This is a genomic window from Paenibacillus sp. MMS20-IR301, assembly GCF_032302195.1.
In the GTDB taxonomy this organism is placed as follows: domain Bacteria; phylum Bacillota; class Bacilli; order Paenibacillales; family Paenibacillaceae; genus Paenibacillus_AQ.
This window is the reverse complement of record NZ_CP135275.1, coordinates 5,540,047-5,556,561: the sequence shown is the minus strand read 5'-3', so window position 1 is coordinate 5,556,561 and position 16,515 is coordinate 5,540,047. Positions and strand designations below refer to the sequence as shown.

General features: G+C 53.3%; 12 protein-coding genes. 6 read left to right on the top strand and 6 right to left on the bottom strand.

Annotated features, from left to right (window positions below; genetic code table 11):
• Positions 1 to 20: 20 nt before the first annotated feature.
• The 5 genes from LOS79_RS23650 to LOS79_RS23630 all read right to left on the bottom strand — a co-directional run bounded on the left by LOS79_RS23650 (position 21) and on the right by LOS79_RS23630 (position 5,787).
• Positions 21 to 1,553: a lipopolysaccharide biosynthesis protein gene (locus LOS79_RS23650; protein ID WP_315412805.1), complete on the bottom strand. Its 1,533-nt coding sequence runs from the start codon at positions 1,551 to 1,553 to the stop codon at positions 21 to 23.
• A complete protein-coding gene (locus LOS79_RS23645; protein ID WP_315412803.1) occupies positions 1,543 to 2,676 on the bottom strand; it encodes a polysaccharide pyruvyl transferase family protein in 1,134 nt (377 codons plus the stop codon). The genes LOS79_RS23650 and LOS79_RS23645 overlap by 11 nt, the downstream gene beginning before the upstream one ends.
• The gene (locus LOS79_RS23640) at positions 2,673 to 3,728 is read right to left on the bottom strand and encodes a glycosyltransferase family 2 protein (protein WP_315412801.1); all 1,056 of its coding nucleotides are present in this window, start codon (positions 3,726 to 3,728) and stop codon (positions 2,673 to 2,675) included. Before LOS79_RS23640 ends, LOS79_RS23645 begins: the two co-directional genes overlap by 4 nt.
• 40 nt (positions 3,729 to 3,768) lie before the next feature.
• Positions 3,769 to 4,674, bottom strand: a complete 906-nt coding sequence (locus tag LOS79_RS23635) for a glycosyltransferase family A protein (protein WP_315412799.1) — start codon at positions 4,672 to 4,674, stop codon at positions 3,769 to 3,771.
• 237 nt (positions 4,675 to 4,911) lie between these two features.
• The gene (locus tag LOS79_RS23630) at positions 4,912 to 5,787 is read right to left on the bottom strand and encodes an aldose 1-epimerase family protein (RefSeq protein ID WP_315412797.1); all 876 of its coding nucleotides are present in this window, start codon (positions 5,785 to 5,787) and stop codon (positions 4,912 to 4,914) included.
• Positions 5,788 to 5,986: 199 nt separating this feature from the next.
• On the opposite strand from LOS79_RS23630, the gene LOS79_RS23625 reads away from it, so the two are divergent.
• From LOS79_RS23625 to LOS79_RS23600, 6 genes are all read left to right on the top strand, one after another.
• Positions 5,987 to 7,216, top strand: a complete 1,230-nt coding sequence (locus tag LOS79_RS23625; protein ID WP_315412795.1) for a Zn-dependent hydrolase — start codon at positions 5,987 to 5,989, stop codon at positions 7,214 to 7,216.
• Positions 7,217 to 7,722: 506 nt separating this feature from the next.
• Complete coding sequence (locus LOS79_RS23620) at positions 7,723 to 8,460, top strand: class I SAM-dependent methyltransferase (RefSeq protein WP_315412793.1); 738 nt, start codon at positions 7,723 to 7,725, stop codon at positions 8,458 to 8,460.
• A 278-nt stretch (positions 8,461 to 8,738) separates the two neighbouring features.
• Positions 8,739 to 9,872: an alanine dehydrogenase gene (ald, locus tag LOS79_RS23615; RefSeq protein ID WP_315412792.1), complete on the top strand. Its 1,134-nt coding sequence runs from the start codon at positions 8,739 to 8,741 to the stop codon at positions 9,870 to 9,872.
• Positions 9,873 to 10,089: 217 nt separating this feature from the next.
• Positions 10,090 to 11,337: a PucR family transcriptional regulator gene (locus LOS79_RS23610; protein ID WP_315412791.1), complete on the top strand. Its 1,248-nt coding sequence runs from the start codon at positions 10,090 to 10,092 to the stop codon at positions 11,335 to 11,337.
• Between the two features lie 99 nt (positions 11,338 to 11,436).
• Complete coding sequence (locus LOS79_RS23605; RefSeq protein ID WP_315412789.1) at positions 11,437 to 12,162, top strand: protein-glutamine gamma-glutamyltransferase; 726 nt, start codon at positions 11,437 to 11,439, stop codon at positions 12,160 to 12,162.
• 269 nt (positions 12,163 to 12,431) lie between these two features.
• Entirely contained in the window at positions 12,432 to 14,675 is a 2,244-nt protein-coding gene (locus tag LOS79_RS23600) for a collagen-like protein (RefSeq protein WP_315412787.1), read from the top strand.
• Positions 14,676 to 14,808: 133 nt separating this feature from the next.
• On the opposite strand, the gene hflX is transcribed toward LOS79_RS23600, so the two are convergent.
• Entirely contained in the window at positions 14,809 to 16,086 is a 1,278-nt protein-coding gene (gene hflX / locus LOS79_RS23595; RefSeq protein WP_315422420.1) for a GTPase HflX, read from the bottom strand.
• Between the last annotated feature and the right edge of the window lie 429 nt (positions 16,087 to 16,515).

The window sequence follows — 16,515 nt, the reverse complement described above, 5'->3', positions numbered from 1 at the left end:
TGGGCTTAGTTTGGTGAGACTCATAACGTCTGCCCCGCCGCCACCTTACGCTTAAGCTTGGTCCGGAAGGTTTTGACATAGCTCCAGGTGTAGAGGAAGACCTCCCGTTCAGCCAGGGAGCCGATGAGGAAATAGACAGGCAGAATAATTATGCCTAGCAGTGCTCCCCAGAGGATCACGCCTGTATAGGAGGTGATGCTCAAGTCGAGCTTGGTCGTAACAAATACAATCGCTGCGAAGACAGCAGCATTCGTCAGCCAGCGGCGGAAGGTAACCCAGGGGCTGCGCTCCAGCAGCACGCGGCTGGCATACACTACAATATCAATGGAGCGGTAGAGCAGGGCGACGATAGTCCCCATCAGCACACCATAGATGCCGAAGAAAATAACGAATACAATGGAAGCGCCGAGGTTGATGGCAGATTCCAGAATGGAACGGAACTGGGTATTGCGGAAATGTCCGGCAATCGTAATGAGATTATTTGACGAAGTACGGGCATTGGTCAGCAGCTTGATCACTACGAACAGAACCGGCAGCCAGAAGTTGATATAGTTGACATCATTGACCCCCGCAGTGTACAGCCGCATGAACGGCAGAATGAGAATGTAGACAACGGTCAGGATCGAGAAGATCAGCGCCATGAAATAGACCTCATAGGCATCATAGAATTTAACGAAGGCTTCCTTGCCCTCATGGTAGCTCTGCCCGAGCGCTGCTTTGATACTGCCGTTAACGGTCTGGACGATATTATCGACGATCGTAAAGATCATGTTATACATAACATAGATGCTGACAATTTTCAGATTCGTAAAAATCGTCAGGATCAGCACATCCGTGTTACGGAAGACGAGATAGGAAATTTCATGCACCATGACCGAGTTTTTTTGGCCGATGGCCTTGAAATCCGGGGTCAGGCTGAGATCCATCCATTGATAATGTCGTTTCGCATAAATATAAAAGGCAACGATCTGCAGCAGGGTCAGCACGAAGAATGAGGCCTGGACAGCAATGATGTTGACCCCCTGCAGCAGCAGGACAATCCGTACCACATTGTTCAGGATGTTAGCCACCGTGACGATCGAGGTCTCGATATAGCTTTTGCCCTCAGCGATTAAGAGCACCCGGAATTTGCCCTGGAAATAATAATTGATTGCTCCGCCGAGGCCGGAGAAGAGAATGATCGCCATAATACTGATGTTGCTAATCTCCGAGTGAATGACCAGCGGATAGATGACCGCCAGCAGCACGACTGAGATGAAGTAGTAGATGCCGGTTTTTTTGTAGTAGCTGGCGGTGGCGGCCAGGATGGAGTTGATCTCCCTGCGGTTGTTGCCCGCCACCGGTTTGTATAGCGCCTGCAGCGAGGCTGCCCCTACGCCGGCCTCCAGCAGGGCGAAATAACTGATAATCTGCACAATGGAGGCAATAAGGCCGTTGGCCTCAGAGCCGTAATTCACCATAATCAGCCGGGGAATGAAGAAGCCGAGGACGATGGTAATGATCTGGCTGGTAAGGCCGAAGCCCAGGTTCAGCATACTCCGTTTAGCTTTCATAGCTTCTTCTCCCTTCCAGCAGCGGCTGCGGCTCCAGATAAGCATCGAGCTGCTCGAAATGCTTCTCCGCCTGATTGGCCTGCAGCATCACATCCAGGGTACCGGCTGCCATGCCCGCATACACCTGCTCTGCCGTCAGCTCAGCCAGATGTTTGAAATCGGTATATCCGCCGCCGAAACGGGCATCCTGCATCACATTGACCATTTTGCTGCTGTACGCGACCGGGAATACCGGTTTGCCGAAGACCCAGCCGAGAATCATGGCATGGAACCGGGAGGCGATAATGCAGCTTGCCCCGGCCAGCACTGCAAGAATCGCGTTGATATCTGTACTGTAAAAGTGGGCATGGGTATGGGCCTGAAGCTCCGCCGGAATCAGGTTCAGAATTTGTCCGATCGCCTCCTGATCCCCTTCGTGCTGGCAGAAGGACAGGAAGTGAACGGCATAACCCTGCCGGATGAAATGGACGGCGATGTCTTTCATTTTGTCATAGTAGAGCTTGTCATAGCCGTGCAGAGCCTTGGCTGAGGGCTTGATTACCGAGATGGCCAGGATCTTGCCTTCAGCAGCCTGAACCGGAGCGGCACTATACTTCAGCTGGAAAATAATATCCGGCGCAAGCCGCACATTCCCCAGATCCTTGAACAGATCATAGGAATATTGCTCCCTGAAGGAGACATCGGCATATTCACGGAAAATTTCCCTGTACTTCCGGTAGTAAGCCTCATCCTGATAAGGACCGAAGTTGGCGCCCATCAGGAAATACGGTTTGCTTTTATTACGGAGGTTCTCGGCATTGGCCACATATTCTTCCCAGCCCTCGCCCTGCATGAAGATGGACCCGCCGATATGCACCGTCCCGTCACTTCTCTCTGTCAGCAGCTTCTGCACGAAATTCGGATGCAGTTTCGTTTTGCGGAACAGGTAATTGATTCCCCGCAGCAGTACAGAGTCCGAGGCGTATACCTTAAGATTCCGCTGCTCCTTGAAGACAAGCTTGTAAGCTTGCGGCGCAATCAGCCTGAAGCGGGTATCCGGATATCTCTCACATAACACTTTAATAAACAAGTCGTCGCCCAGATTGAATTCCGTATATGCAGCGATCATTAGGGTCTTGGTCATAGCTTGATTTCCTTTCTGCCCAGGAGTGCTCTGAGCTTCTGCTTGAGCTGGATATAGCCGCGGTCCACGGCAATCAGGAAGCCGTACACGGACGGCGAGAATAAAAAGGCTTTGATCTGCAGGGTGAGCTGGCGGTCACCGCCCTGGTACCCGCGCATCACCGGCCGCAGCTCCTGCAGGAGTCCGGGATAACGGGCCTCGATGTCCTGGAGCAGGCGGCTGATATGTGTTCCGGCAGTGCCGTTCAGGCAGGTCTTAAGGTTATAAAAGAAGTTCTCCGTCAGCTCCCGGCCGAGCAGCAGCTCGGAGACCTCAGGTGTCCCTTCAAACGGATGAGCCCGGAAATAGGCCTCGGTCCGCTTGAAGGCGGCAACCATATCGAATTTATTCACATTATAGGTGCCGGAGATGGAAGACGCTCTCTGCACATAGAAGGACAGCACCTCGGGGCGGGAGACGACCCGCTTGGCCCGCGCGAGGGCTTTGTAGATGAATTCCTGGTCCTCCCCGTTCACGCAGCGTTCGGTATAGCGGAGGCCATGCTCCAGCAGGAAGCTGCGTCTGAAGGCGATGCTGCCAGTCCAGATCCGGAGGCTCCGCTGCACAAACACCCGTTTCAAAGCCTCGCTCCCCGAAGTGTCGCCTGCAGCTGAAGTAAAGCTGACAATGGTGGACTGATCCTCCCGGACCAGGCTGTAGCCCCAGCAGATAATATCCGGAGCCCCGCTGCGCGTATGAAGCTCAATATGCTCTACCAGCCCGCTGGCGGCATAATCATCCCCGTCGAGGAACAGCACATAATCACCGCCGGCAGCGGCAAGCCCGGTATTCCTGGCTGCGCTCACGCCGGAATTATCCGTGCGGATGAGCTGGGATCTCAGGCCGGGATTCCGTGCCAGTATGGCCTCAGCTGTCTTGTAGGTGTTGTCCTTTGAGCCGTCATCGACCAGGATTACTTCGAAATCGGTCCCGCTCTGGCCCAGAAGAGAATCAAGCAACGGAGTGATGTAACGTTCCAGGTTGTACATGGGGACCACTATGCTAATGCTCATAACCCTGCTCCTTTCCCGGAGATAACCGGATGGTTCACGATTACCGTGCAGTCTGCCGGCCAAAAATCTCTTTAAGCCCCTTCTTATACCCTCTGATGGCGGCAAAATTCTTCTTGGGCTGCTCCCGGAGAATCAAATAGAGCGTAGTCCAGGCCAGCGCGAGGTAGCCTACCGGTCCGGAACGCTTGTCCCTCAGCAGATGAACATGATTAAGTACCCGGGTATAGGCGACATGTTCGAGATTATCCCTGGAAGCCGGAGATTCGTGATGCAGCAGTTTCAGCGCGGGATTGATGTATAGCGGGCCGGAGCTTAACGCAATGCGGGACATAAGAATATCTTCACCGACGCTGTAGCTGGTCAGCCAGGGAACGGGCTTCAGGCTGCGGATGGCCGCCGTTCTGAAGGACATATTGCAACCATGCTGGAATTCGGTTTTGAAAATCTTCTGGGCCTTATGCCAGTTGTACATAGATCCGGCCTGGCCGCTTAAGGAGAGCTTGCCGCTCGACAGGGATTGCTGGAAGGACAGCAGGCAGCGGACCGTCCCGAGAAAGCTGTTGCTCATCCCGATGGCGATGCCGCCGACTCCTGCACAGTTCGGATAATCTTCGTAGGTTTGAATTAACGTGGACAGGTAATGGCCGGGGATTTCGACGTCGTCATCAAGGAACAGAATCTTGTCCATGGAGGACAGCTCCAGCGCCTTGATCCGGGACAGCCATAACCCCCGGTCTGTCTTGCTGTAATAGGTCATTGGATAACCGCATCCGGCCAGTAAGTGCTCAAATTCGCTAAGCACCGGCACTGGAGTCTCGCCGTCGTCAACAATAATGACCTCAACCGGGTACGCTCTGCCAATATCTTGTGCAGCTATAGAATGAATGCACCGTGTCAGGTCTTGTGTCCGGTTCCTCGTACAAATCGCCACTGACAATCCTTGCATGGATTCCACTCCCTTATCTAAACTCCCCCGTTTATTTTAAATATAAGAATGTATATGTTTCACACATAACTTATCCTTATATTTCTCGCTGAAACACCCCGTCCTAAGGGACGGCGCAGCCGTTTCCGCTTATATAAATTAAGTTGGGATTATAAGATAAGTAAAGCTTACTATTGGCAGAGAAAGGTTGTATATACTACTATAGTGTACTTATATAGTGTACTTATTGAACCAATGTTAGTTAATCTCAATAGCGAGGGAGCTGAGATGATATTCTCCCGGAGCGAGGCGGACCGCGCCTTCTTTATCCTTCAGGGAGCCGGTAAAGTCATCATAATCCGCTACGCCCTGCCAAGGCTCGATGCACAGGAACGGTGCGTTCAGCGGCTGCCAGACTCCGAGATCCGGAAGCCCTTCGGAAGTGACCACCACGCTGCGGGAAGTCAGCTTGCTGCGCAGTGCGATCTGCCGGGAGGCGACATTGCGGAAGACCAGTGCGTCACCTGTGAACATCTCATGATTCAGCGGCAGGATGTTCTCTCCCTGCAGAAGAGGATCAGCCTGGCCGCGGATGAGCTGGCCTGTCTTGTTAAGGAATAAGCGCTCCAGGTTCTCCTGCTGCTCAAACTCCAGATAATAGTCACTGAACTCCCCTGCACCGCCGATTGGACAGTTGAAGGCAGGGTGGGTGCCGATCTGGAAGAAGATATCCCCCTCGTCGGCATTCTCCACACGGTAGCTGATCTCAATCCGGCTGCCGCTGAGGACATAGGTAAGGAACAGGTTGAATTTATAAGGATAGCTGGCAAGTGTGTTCTCATCAGAGGTGAGCAGGAAGACGGCGCGGCTCCCGTCACTGTCGACCAGCGTGAATTCGCGGCGCCGGGCAAAGCCGTGGTTGCCGATCTTATACGTCTGCCCCTCCACTCTAATCTCGCCCCCGCGGGCTGCGCCGATAATCGGGAACAGCACCGGTGAACGGCCTGTCCAGTAGGCAGCGTCCCCGCTCCACATATATTCCAGACCTGTGTCGGTTCTCTTGAAGCTGACGAGCTCTGCCCCCAGTGAACTGATCTGTGCTTCGGCCACACTGCTGCGTAAAATGGTATTCATTTTCTGTACCCCTCCTGTAATTAAGTTACTGACAGCTCATATTCTATCAGACTACCCCAATGACGTTATAACATAACGTGAACAATAATAAAAAATAATTATTACATTATGTAAAATGACAATAATTATGAATGGTATAACATAAATAGAAAGCAATAAATCCATATAAGCGGGTGTGCGAAACGGAGGGGATTGGACCATGCAGCTGCAGCAGCTATTCGTAAACGGTGAACGATTGAAGCAGACGATTGAAGCCTTTGCGGATTTCGGGCGGACGGACAAGAACGGGGTGACCCGCTTGTCATTATCGGAGCAGGACGTGCTTGTGCGCGGCTACTTCACCTCCTGCGCAGAAGAACTGGGAATGAATGTGAAGGTGGATGATATGGGCAATATGTACGCCACACTTGACGGAATGGAAGCCGGGCCGCCCGTGGTGATCGGCTCGCATCTGGATACGGTCAAGAAGGGCGGCAGATTTGACGGTGTGCTGGGTGTCATCGCCGGCCTTGAGGTTGCCAGAACGCTGGTTGATCATGGCATCAAGCCGCGCCTGCCCGTAACCGTAATGAATTTCACTAATGAGGAAGGCGCACGCTTCGAGCCGTCGATGATGGCCTCAGGCGTATTGTCCGGCAAATTCGACAAGGCAGTGATGCTAAGCAAGAAGGATACAGAGGGCGTAACCTTCGGTGAAGCGCTGCAGGCGAGCGGTTATGCAGGGGATGAGGCGAACCGGATCAAGGAGGCAGCCGCTTATCTGGAGCTGCATATCGAGCAAGGACCGGTGCTGGAGAAGGACAATCTCACCATCGGACTCGTAGATTGTGTAGTCGGCATGGCCTGTTATGAGATTGAAGTGACCGGTGAATCCGATCATGCCGGAACGACCCCGATGGATATGCGGAAGGATGCGCTGTTTGCCGCTGCCGACATTATAACAGAGCTGCGGCGGAAGCTGGCCGTGCTGGATTCGGAACTGGTATACACTATGGGGCGGATGAACGTGCTGCCGAATATTCATACCGTCATTCCGAATAAAGTCATCTTCACCGTGGAAGCCAGACATAAGGATATGGATGTTGTCCGTGAGGTAGAGGCAATTATTAACGGCCTGCCGGAGGAGCTGCTGGAATGCGGTGTGGCGAAGACCAGGCTGTGGGGCCGGGAGACGGTATGGTTCGACCCGGAGATCTGTGCACTCGTCGAGCAGGCTGCCGGAGCTCTGGGTTACAGCAGCCGGAAGATAGCCAGCGGTGCCGGGCATGATGCCCAGTTCGTAGCCGGATTTCTGCCTTCAGCCATGATCTTTGTACCCAGTGTGAAGGGGAAAAGCCATTGCGAGGAGGAGCTCACCTCCTATGAAGACTGTGAAAAGGGCGTGAATGTAGTGCTGGAAACGGTGCTGGCGGTGTTAGCCGGTTCGTAACCAGGGCGGGCTGCAAGGCAGACCAGGCCCCTTTCAGAGTATGACAATTCTAGAGGAGTACATTTTAAGACACCCGCGCGGTGTCTTTTTCTTGTATGTAGTCACTGTGATAGGGCGGCTTAAGAAGTTTGATTGCTTAAATAAATGGATTTTCTCCACTTGCTAAGGAAGCGGAGCTACCGGCAGTCAACAGCAGTTGGAACAATAGCACTTAATTTGCAGGAAATCGGCCAAAGTAGAGAAAAGGTGAGAAAATAAATGACGTTAATCCAATTAAAATCCTAAAAGAAGCAAAATGGATGAATTTAAGATACGTTTGTCCACTTAAAGCTTTCTGATTTCGCCGTCGGTGCCGCAAAAGACCAGCTCAATGTCATGCATGCTTCAAGTGAGCTGACGATGTGAATGTGATGTTCAATTCACGGGTAAGAATCCCAGCTATGTGGGATGGCGGTTTCAGGTCCCGGGCCTGATAATGAGCGATATACCACACTGGAGGGGATGTAATGAATGACAGCAAGGGCAGTGCGTGCAGCCCCTGGGAGCAGGCGGACGGCGATCAATACGTTCTTAATATCAGCCGGAAGATTCCCGGGTACCAGCTGCAGTATGACCTGATGGATACGCTGCTGGCGGCGTGCCTGCATAAGCAGGGAAGTCCTGAACTGCTGATCGTCGGAGCAGGCGGCGGCCAGGAGATTCTGACGCTCGGCCGGAATCATCCGGATTGGGTCTTCACCGGTCTGGATCCTTCACAGGGGATGCTCCTGACCGCTGAGCAGCGGCTTGGCACAGCGGGGTTGATGGACCGGGTGGAGCTGTATCATTCGGATATTTGCAGCTGGAACAGCAGCAGGCAGTACGATGCTGCTGCCTGCATGCTGGTGCTGCATTTTGTGGAAGGGCGGGAGAACAAGCTCGCACTGCTCCGTTCTATTGCCGGGCGGCTTAAGCCGGGAGCGCCGCTGTGCATGTCCGCCATCAACGGGGAGCCGGGCTCATCTGCGTGGCTGATGCAGATGGCGGGCTGGCGGCGGCATATGCTCGGAAACGGTATAGCACCGGAGCAGTGGCAGACCTTCGAGCAGAGCTTCGGCGTGACTTCGCACCCGCTTCCGGCCGAAGAGATGGAGCAGCTGCTGAAGGAGGCCGGGTTCACGTCGGCCTCGAGGTTCTTTGGCTCCTATCTGATTGACGGCTGGGCAGCTGTGAAGGCGCCGGACAGCCTGTATATGAACGGGTGAGCTGTCATGGCTCAAGGAAAAACTGCAACAACAGATTCTCCGCTAATCCCAAAAAAGGAGCGAGTCCACCGTACGCCGGGGGATCGCTCCTTTCTGTTGTTCCGGCTTAATTCAGCTTCAGCTGCAAGAAACGTTCTATCGCAGGGTGATGTTCAGGCGGATTGTGTTAAAACACAATCATGACAGATAATGTTTTTCTTTTTCACCAAAATGCCGCAGGAAAACGTATGTTATGATTCTTCACATAAGAGATTTATACAAGACGGGAGCGAATAATAATGATCATTGGCGTACCTAAAGAAATTAAAAACAATGAAAATCGCGTAGCCATTACACCTGCCGGCGTAGTCAGCCTGGTTGCAGACGGACATAAAGTACTGGTTGAAGCCGGTGCCGGCACAGGCAGCGGATTCCTGAATGAAGAATATGCTGCAGCCGGAGCAGAGCTGATTGCCGAAGCTGCTGCAGTCTGGGCAGCCGCTGAAATGGTCATGAAGGTTAAAGAGCCGCTGGAAAGCGAATATGGCTATTTCCGTCCGGGCCTCATTCTCTTCACTTACCTGCACCTTGCACCCGAACCGGCGCTTGCTGCTGCATTGAAGGACAAAGGCGTGTTCGCCATCGGATATGAAACGGTAATAGACGGGCGGACGCTGCCGCTGCTTACACCAATGAGTGAAGTAGCCGGACGGATGTCCGTACAGCTCGGGGCACAATTTCTGCAAAAGAACTACGGCGGACAAGGCATTCTGCTCTCCGGTGTTCCCGGTGTAAGCCGCGGTAAGGTCAGCATTATCGGCGGTGGTGTTGTAGGGACCAATGCGGCGAAGATGGCTATTGGCCTTGGCGCTGAAGTCACTATTATTGATCTGAGCGCAGACAGACTGCGTCAGCTGGATGATATCTTCGGTTCACAGATCAGTACGCTGATCTCGAATCCTTACAATATTGCCAAAGCAGTAGCTGAGGCAGATCTCCTGGTAGGCGCAGTGCTGATCCCGGGTGCGAAGGCTCCGAAGCTCGTTACTGAAGAAATGGTCAAAGCGATGAAGCCGGGCTCTGTAATCGTGGATGTGGCGATAGACCAGGGCGGTATCGTAGAAACCATTGACCGCGTAACAACTCATGATCATCCTGTATTCGAGAAACATGGTGTTCTGCACTACTCGGTAGCCAACATGCCGGGTGCTGTGGCCAAAACCTCGACCATTGCTTTAACCAACGTTACGGTTCCATATGCGCTGCAAATTGCAAATAAAGGTGTGTTCCAGGCGATCGAAGACAATGCCGGCCTGAAGAGCGGTGTCAACGTAGCTAACGGACGAATCACTTGCCAGGCCGTGGCAGAAGCTCTTGGGGAAGAGTACTTCACGGTAGAGAGAGCAGTAGAGCAGGAGTTTACTCTGATCTAACATATAGAACCTACAGATTTATACAAGAGTAGAGGGGCAACACATGACAGTCCGGTGAGCGATCACCGGGCTATTTTTATAATTTTATAAGTTGCGGATGATGTCAGGTTTCCTGCGCATTTCCGGATGTTTCTATAGGCAAATGTCAGGGTGGAGTAATATAATGTAATCACAGATCATACAAGCAGCTGTTATTCTTCGGGTTGGGGTGGGGATATTGACAGATTTAGAGCCAGCATTTGACCGTTTTTTTGACAGCATGGAATCCCTGGCGGATACCATCAGTGAATCTCTTCAGTCACAGGTGACAATTGAGGACAGCAACCACCATGTAATCGGCTACAGCTCCCATCAGTTTGAGAGTGATCCTGCGCGCATCTCTACGATTATCGGCAAACGGGTGCCCAATACAGTGATTATAGGCCTCCGCAAAAAAGGGGTCATGCACGACCTGGAGAATACCGGACATCCCATCCGTATTCCTGCGGTTATGGAGGTGGGGCTTGGCCCCAGGCTTGCCATGTGCATCAAGCATCAGCAGGAGATCCTCGGCTATATCTGGGTGGTGGACCGGGGGAATCTGGCTGAAGGACATGCGGAACGGATTGTGGAGAAGGCTGCGGGTATTGCCGGACGTTATCTGCTGAAGCAGCGCGGCTGGAAGACAAAGCAGGAGAAGACCTTCGAGGATTTCTTCTGGAAGCTGCTGACCTCACATTATGAGAGTGAGTCCCGAATCCGCCAGGAGGCGGAGGCCTGGTCTATTCTGCTGCCGGAGAATTATTATATCGGGGTGCTGGAAAGCGACAAGCCGGTGGACGAGCATTTCCTGCAGAACTTCCGCCGGATCGTGGATGCTTATGCCGGTCAGCGGCTGCTGTTTCAGACTGCCGAGCAGAACCGGCTTATTATTTTATTCTCATTTGTGTTTCCGGTGGAAGGTAGCGGGCAGCTGGCCTCATTCGTACACAAGCTGATCCGGGATTTAAGCAGCAGTGAAGGCTGCGGGCTGGCGGCGGGCTGCAGTCCGGGTTACCTGGAATACACCTCGGCTGCATCCGCTTACCGTGAAGCGCTGCAGGTTCTTGAGGTTAAGAAGCTGCTGCCGTATCATGCCCGCCATCTGCTGCTCTATGAAGAAATGGGGTTCTGGGCTTACATCCCCGCCATACTGGAGCAAAAGCGCAGCCGGACGCGCCGCAGCTCGCTGCTCTACCCGCTGAAGGAGCATGACCGTGAGCATAAGAGCGATTTCCTGAAGACAATCGCTGTGTATCTGACGCTGAACGGAAATTTGAAGGAATCAGCTGTTTTTCTGCATATCCATACCAATACCTTGATGTACCGGCTGAACCGGATTGCGGAGATTACCGGCCAAAGCCTGAAGGAGACGGATTACCGCACCTCTATTTACCTTGATATTCTGACAGAGGAGACAGTCCGGCTGAATGAGTGGTTCAAGTAACGAAATCTTGATTCGGCCTAAACTCCCCCGCACCAATAGGCGGCCCGACACGTACAATAACCTATATTTCATGGCAAGAAGCTGAAAGGGGGAAGCAGAGTGGGGTATGGATACACAACTCCTGCAAATCCGGCGTTTGAGAGTAAAATGCGGAGTGAAATTATTGCGGCAGCCAACTGGATGAATGTAGGCGGGACCGATTTCTCGACATTTAAGAATTCCCGCTGCAATCCGAAATATTGGAATCGTACGGCTAACGGCGGGTTTGAATTAAAGGCGGGGGTAAGCCCTTCGGCCGCAGTCAATGATATTTTCGTCAATGGCTCGCTTTATGCCTTCGAGTGCGCTATGGCAATGGTGATGATTCTATACAAGGCAACCATCAGCATGATCGGGGAAGAGGCTTTCGACCGCTATTTCACCGATTTGTTCCTCTGGGACTGGAGTTATGACAGCAATCTGAAGCTGATCACCACCTTTAATCCGGCAGAACGGCAGCCGGGCGATGTCGTCTACTTCAAGAACCCCGATCATGATCCGGATAAACCGGAATGGCAGGGCGAGAACGCGATTATGCTGTCAGAAGACCGTTTCTACGGGCATGGTCTTGGCATCAAAAGCGCTTCTGCCATGATCAGCTCGCTCAATAAAGAAAGAGTTCCCGGCAGCCGGACTTCAGCCTATCTGGCGGATGAGGCGCTGCATCCGGATTTTGCCTATATCGCTTCGCTGAGTGCGCGTTCAGGTCCGCGGAACCACGGTAAACACAGTGCCAAAACAGCTATCTACTCCCGGATAGGAGTCAAATCGTATATTATCCGGTAAAAGTCAGGCTAAAACGTCATAGTAGGGATTAGAACTCTTTCGGGTTAGGCAGCACCGGGAGAGTTCTTTGTGTTGTCTCCTGATTTTATGCCGGACAGGTGCCGGAATGCTGTTCTAGTCCACACCGCTCAGAAGTGCAGGAATATTAATATATAAATCGCTCTTTGTGCTGCTGGTAATCTTACTAGCTTCAATCAGGGAAGAGATAGATTGATAGTAAACAGGCTGTATAGGGTACGACAAAATCTGCTATTAAAGGAGACGGAGAGATGAGCTTTTTATCAACAGGACCGCTGGAAAACAATATGGTTGGCGGGGTTAGACCGACCTCACAGGTTACGGTCAAAATTGATAACCGCAGTGACTCAGCGGCATCGACAGTATCCGTTCAAGGCTATTACATGCTTGGAGGAACAAGAAATCTGTACGTCAGTGAATTTATCAATATCCTTCCGAATCAGGTGATTACCAACACTTATTATGCTGATCTGGATGCATTTGAATTTCTGTTCACTACCCCGAGCATTACAGATGATCCGGTCCAGATTTCGGTATGGGGCAAGAGCAGCACCGGGCAACTGGTTACCGCTCATCGCCTGGTATCTGCAGAGCTGCTCGGTGAAACGGCAGGTATTACCGGAGCAACTGGAGCGACCGGAGCGGCTGGTGAAGCTGGGGCTACCGGTGCGACTGGGGCAACAGGCGCAACTGGTGGAGGAGCTACCGGTGCAACTGGCGTGACTGGTGTTACTGGAGCGACAGGAGGAACTGGGGCGACTGGTGTTACTGGAGCGACAGGTGCAACTGGGGCGACTGGTGTTACTGGAGCGACAGGAGGAACTGGGGCGACTGGGGTAACTGGAGCGACAGGCGAAGCAGGCGCGGCTGGGGTAACTGGAGCGACAGGAGTAACTGGGGCGACTGGGGTAACTGGAGCGACAGGCGAAGCAGGCGCGGCTGGGGTTACGGGAGCGACAGGAGGAACTGGTGCGACTGGTGTTACTGGAGCGACAGGAGGAACTGGTGCGACTGGGGTAACGGGAGCGACAGGCGAAGCAGGCGCGGCTGGGGTAACGGGAGCGACAGGTGTAACCGGCGTGACTGGTGTTACTGGAGCAACAGGCGTAACTGGAGCAACTGGGGTAACGGGAGCGACAGGAGTAACTGGTGCGACTGGTGTTACTGGAGCGACAGGAGGAACAGGTGCGACTGGGGTAACTGGAGCGACAGGCGAAGCAGGCGCGGCTGGGGTAACGGGAGCGACAGGTGCAACTGGTGCGACTGGGGTAACGGGAGCAACAGGCGTAACTGGAGCGACAGGCGAAGCAGGCGCGACTGGGGTTACTGGAGCGACAGGAGGAACTGGTGCGACTGGGGTTACGGGAGCGACAGGTGTAACCGGCGTGACTGGGGTAACGGGAGCGACAGGTGCAACTGGTGCGACTGGGGTTACGGGAGCGACAGGCGAAGCAGGCGCGGCTGGGGTTACGGGAGCGACAGGCGCAACTGGGGCGACTGGGGTAACTGGAGCGACAGGTGTAACCGGCGTGACTGGGGTGACTGGAGCGACAGGAGTAACTGGTGCGACTGGGGTTACCGGAGCGACAGGTGAAGCAGGCGCGGCTGGGGTTACCGGAGCGACAGGTGTAACCGGCGTGACTGGGGTTACGGGAGCGACAGGAGTAACTGGTGCGACTGGTGTTACTGGAGCGACAGGAGGAACAGGTGCGACTGGGGTTACCGGAGTGACAGGCGAAGCAGGCGCGGCTGGGGTAACGGGAGCGACAGGCGAAGCAGGCGCGGCTGGGGTTACCGGAGCGACAGGTGTAACCGGCGTGACTGGTGTTACTGGAGCAACAGGCGTAACTGGGGTGACTGGCGTGACTGGCGTGACTGGTGTTACTGGAGCAACAGGCGTAACTGGCGTGACTGGTGTTACTGGAGCGACAGGCGAAGCAGGCGCGGCTGGGGTAACGGGAGCGACAGGCGTAACTGGAGCGACTGGGGTGACTGGTGAAACCGGACCGAATATTGCTACTGAGGGCTTCTCTGCGTCTCTGCCTACACTGTCAGTATCCGCCAGCGCTCAGCTTACCGGCTGGACAGTGGCTACACCGAATTATGATAGTGCAACTTTTAATGAAACAACAGGTAACTACACAATTCCGGCAACCGGCAGATATTCATTTGAAGCGACACTTAATTATGCTACAACCGCTGCAATTACTTTATCTTTGGGTGCAGGTGTAAATCCGGGATTTGTGTTACGCAGAACCTCTCCCACTACAACCGATCTGGTAACTGGTTTGTTCCCGCTGCTGAACGTGAATGTGGCGCTTGTTCTGACTCTGAGAACTATTCTGGGCAATGGTACAGTAACACTGGCAGGTGAATTCTCGCTGAATGCGGGAGATGTCATCGGTTTGTTCTATGTCGCTGATGGCTTAACCATTCCTATTGACCTGAGCGGAGCGGCTGCACCGAGTGTGTGGTCCGTGCACAGACTGACGTAACTCTGAAGGAACGTAAATAAACTTCTCTCAGCAAAAAAAGTGCTCCACAGCAATTAGTGTGGAGCACTTTTTACATAAGCACGGGCTGTCCTCATGTGCCTGAGCTCAGCGACTTGCCTGCTTTGGGCACATTCTATTGCGGCAGCGGGGCGAAATCCTGCTTGAACCGCTCATAATCTGCTGCACGGCACTCCAGCTTAAGGCGAGTGCCTTGTTCTTCATAGCTGACAGACTGTACGTCTGCATGTTCGTTGAAATAAGATACAATGCTGCCCTTGTCGAACGGGACCAGTATCTCACATTGCATATAGTCGGTAAAAATACGGCTGCGGATCAAAGTAACCAGCTCGGTAATCCCGCGGTCCTTCAGGGCGGACAGGGTTACGGAGTTCTCCCCGACCTGCGGGTAAGGCTGATCCGTAAGGTCTGCCTTATTGTAAGCGTACAGGGTCGGAATTCCGTCAGCGCCCAGCGCCTTCAGGGTTTCATCCGTTACGGCCATATGCTGCTCATGCTGCGGATCGGCAGCATCGACTACATGGATCAGCAAATCGGCTTCGGTTACCTCCTCCAGCGTTGAGCGGAACGCCTTCACCAGATGGTGGGGCAGCTGGCTGACGAAGCCGACGGTATCGGTCAGCAAAAAGGTTTTGTGATCAGGCAGTGCAATGCTGCGGACCGAAGTCTCCAGTGTGGCGAACAGCATATCCTTGGCGAATACGCCTTTGCTTGAGCCGGGGTGATAGGTCTCAACCAGAGTGTTCATCAGACTGGACTTGCCGGTATTGGTGTAGCCGACCAGACAGACTACGGGCACCTCATTCTTATGCCGCTGTTTCCGCTGGATTTGCCTCCGAGATACCTGGGTTTGCAGCTCCAGCTGCAGTGCGGTAATCCGCTCTTCAATCCGTCTGCGGTCGAGCTCCAGCTTCGTTTCTCCGGCACCTCTGTTCTTCAGGCCAGCACCTCCGCCTCCGCCCTGTCTGCCCAGGGATGCGCGCAGCCCGGTCAGGCGGGGAAGCATATACTGCAGCTGTGCGACCTCCACCTGAAGCTGGGCTTCCTTGGTTTTTGCCCGTTCCGCAAAGATATTCAGAATCAGAATTGTCCGGTCAATCACCTGAGCGTCCAGTGCGGATTCCAGATTGCGGATTTGGGACGGTGACAGCTCATCATTAAAAATTACAACGGGCGCTTCATGCTGCTCCATCAGCCGGGCCAGCTCTTCAATTTTGCCGGTTCCGATATAATGCGAGGGATTTATCCGGCTGGATTTCTGGCTGAGTTCAGCCACGACTCCGATATTACAGGCAGCTGCCAGATTGCGCAGCTCTTCCATAGAATAAGCAAAGTTCTGATCATGCTGCAGCTGGACACCGACGATGACCGCTTTTTGTTCGGGGGATTCCATATATAGATCAACCTCCATAGTTATAATTGGGCACAAAAAAACACAGGCAGTCTGCCTGTGTTAACAGTAGCATGAGGAACAACAGAATAGCGTCCAAATAGCCGTTATACCGGGTAACAGCTATGGGACTCCCGCAGAATAACCATGAAGCAACAACCGGCAGAGGACACAGTCCTGTAGCCTGAATAAGAATGTTCAACACTGCCGAACTTGCCGAACAAATCATTCTTATTCTCCCCGCTGCACTACTGCACGGGCTTCCGATTGCTTAGGTATTCTAGAGGGAGTTGCATGGGTTGCCTTTAATGGACAGACCTATCCTGAGTCCTCTGCACAGGGCAGAGCTTTCGCGCTATACAAATGTAATTAGCCGCGTAAAGTACGAATCCGGATATAGTCTATCACACGCAACCCTCCGTTCTAAAAAAG

Coding starts and splice junctions, on each gene's coding strand:
- LOS79_RS23625 (WP_315412795.1), top strand. CDS start 5,987: ATGCAGCTGCAGCAGCTATTCGTAAACGGTGAACGATTGAAGCAGACG.
- LOS79_RS23650 (WP_315412805.1), bottom strand. CDS start 1,553: ATGAAAGCTAAACGGAGTATGCTGAACCTGGGCTTCGGCCTTACCAGC.
- LOS79_RS23645 (WP_315412803.1), bottom strand. CDS start 2,676: ATGACCAAGACCCTAATGATCGCTGCATATACGGAATTCAATCTGGGC.
- LOS79_RS23635 (WP_315412799.1), bottom strand. CDS start 4,674: ATGCAAGGATTGTCAGTGGCGATTTGTACGAGGAACCGGACACAAGAC.
- LOS79_RS23640 (WP_315412801.1), bottom strand. CDS start 3,728: ATGAGCATTAGCATAGTGGTCCCCATGTACAACCTGGAACGTTACATC.
- LOS79_RS23600 (WP_315412787.1), top strand. CDS start 12,432: ATGAGCTTTTTATCAACAGGACCGCTGGAAAACAATATGGTTGGCGGG.
- ald (WP_315412792.1), top strand. CDS start 8,739: ATGATCATTGGCGTACCTAAAGAAATTAAAAACAATGAAAATCGCGTA.
- LOS79_RS23630 (WP_315412797.1), bottom strand. CDS start 5,787: ATGAATACCATTTTACGCAGCAGTGTGGCCGAAGCACAGATCAGTTCA.
- hflX (WP_315422420.1), bottom strand. CDS start 16,086: ATGGAATCCCCCGAACAAAAAGCGGTCATCGTCGGTGTCCAGCTGCAG.
- LOS79_RS23620 (WP_315412793.1), top strand. CDS start 7,723: ATGAATGACAGCAAGGGCAGTGCGTGCAGCCCCTGGGAGCAGGCGGAC.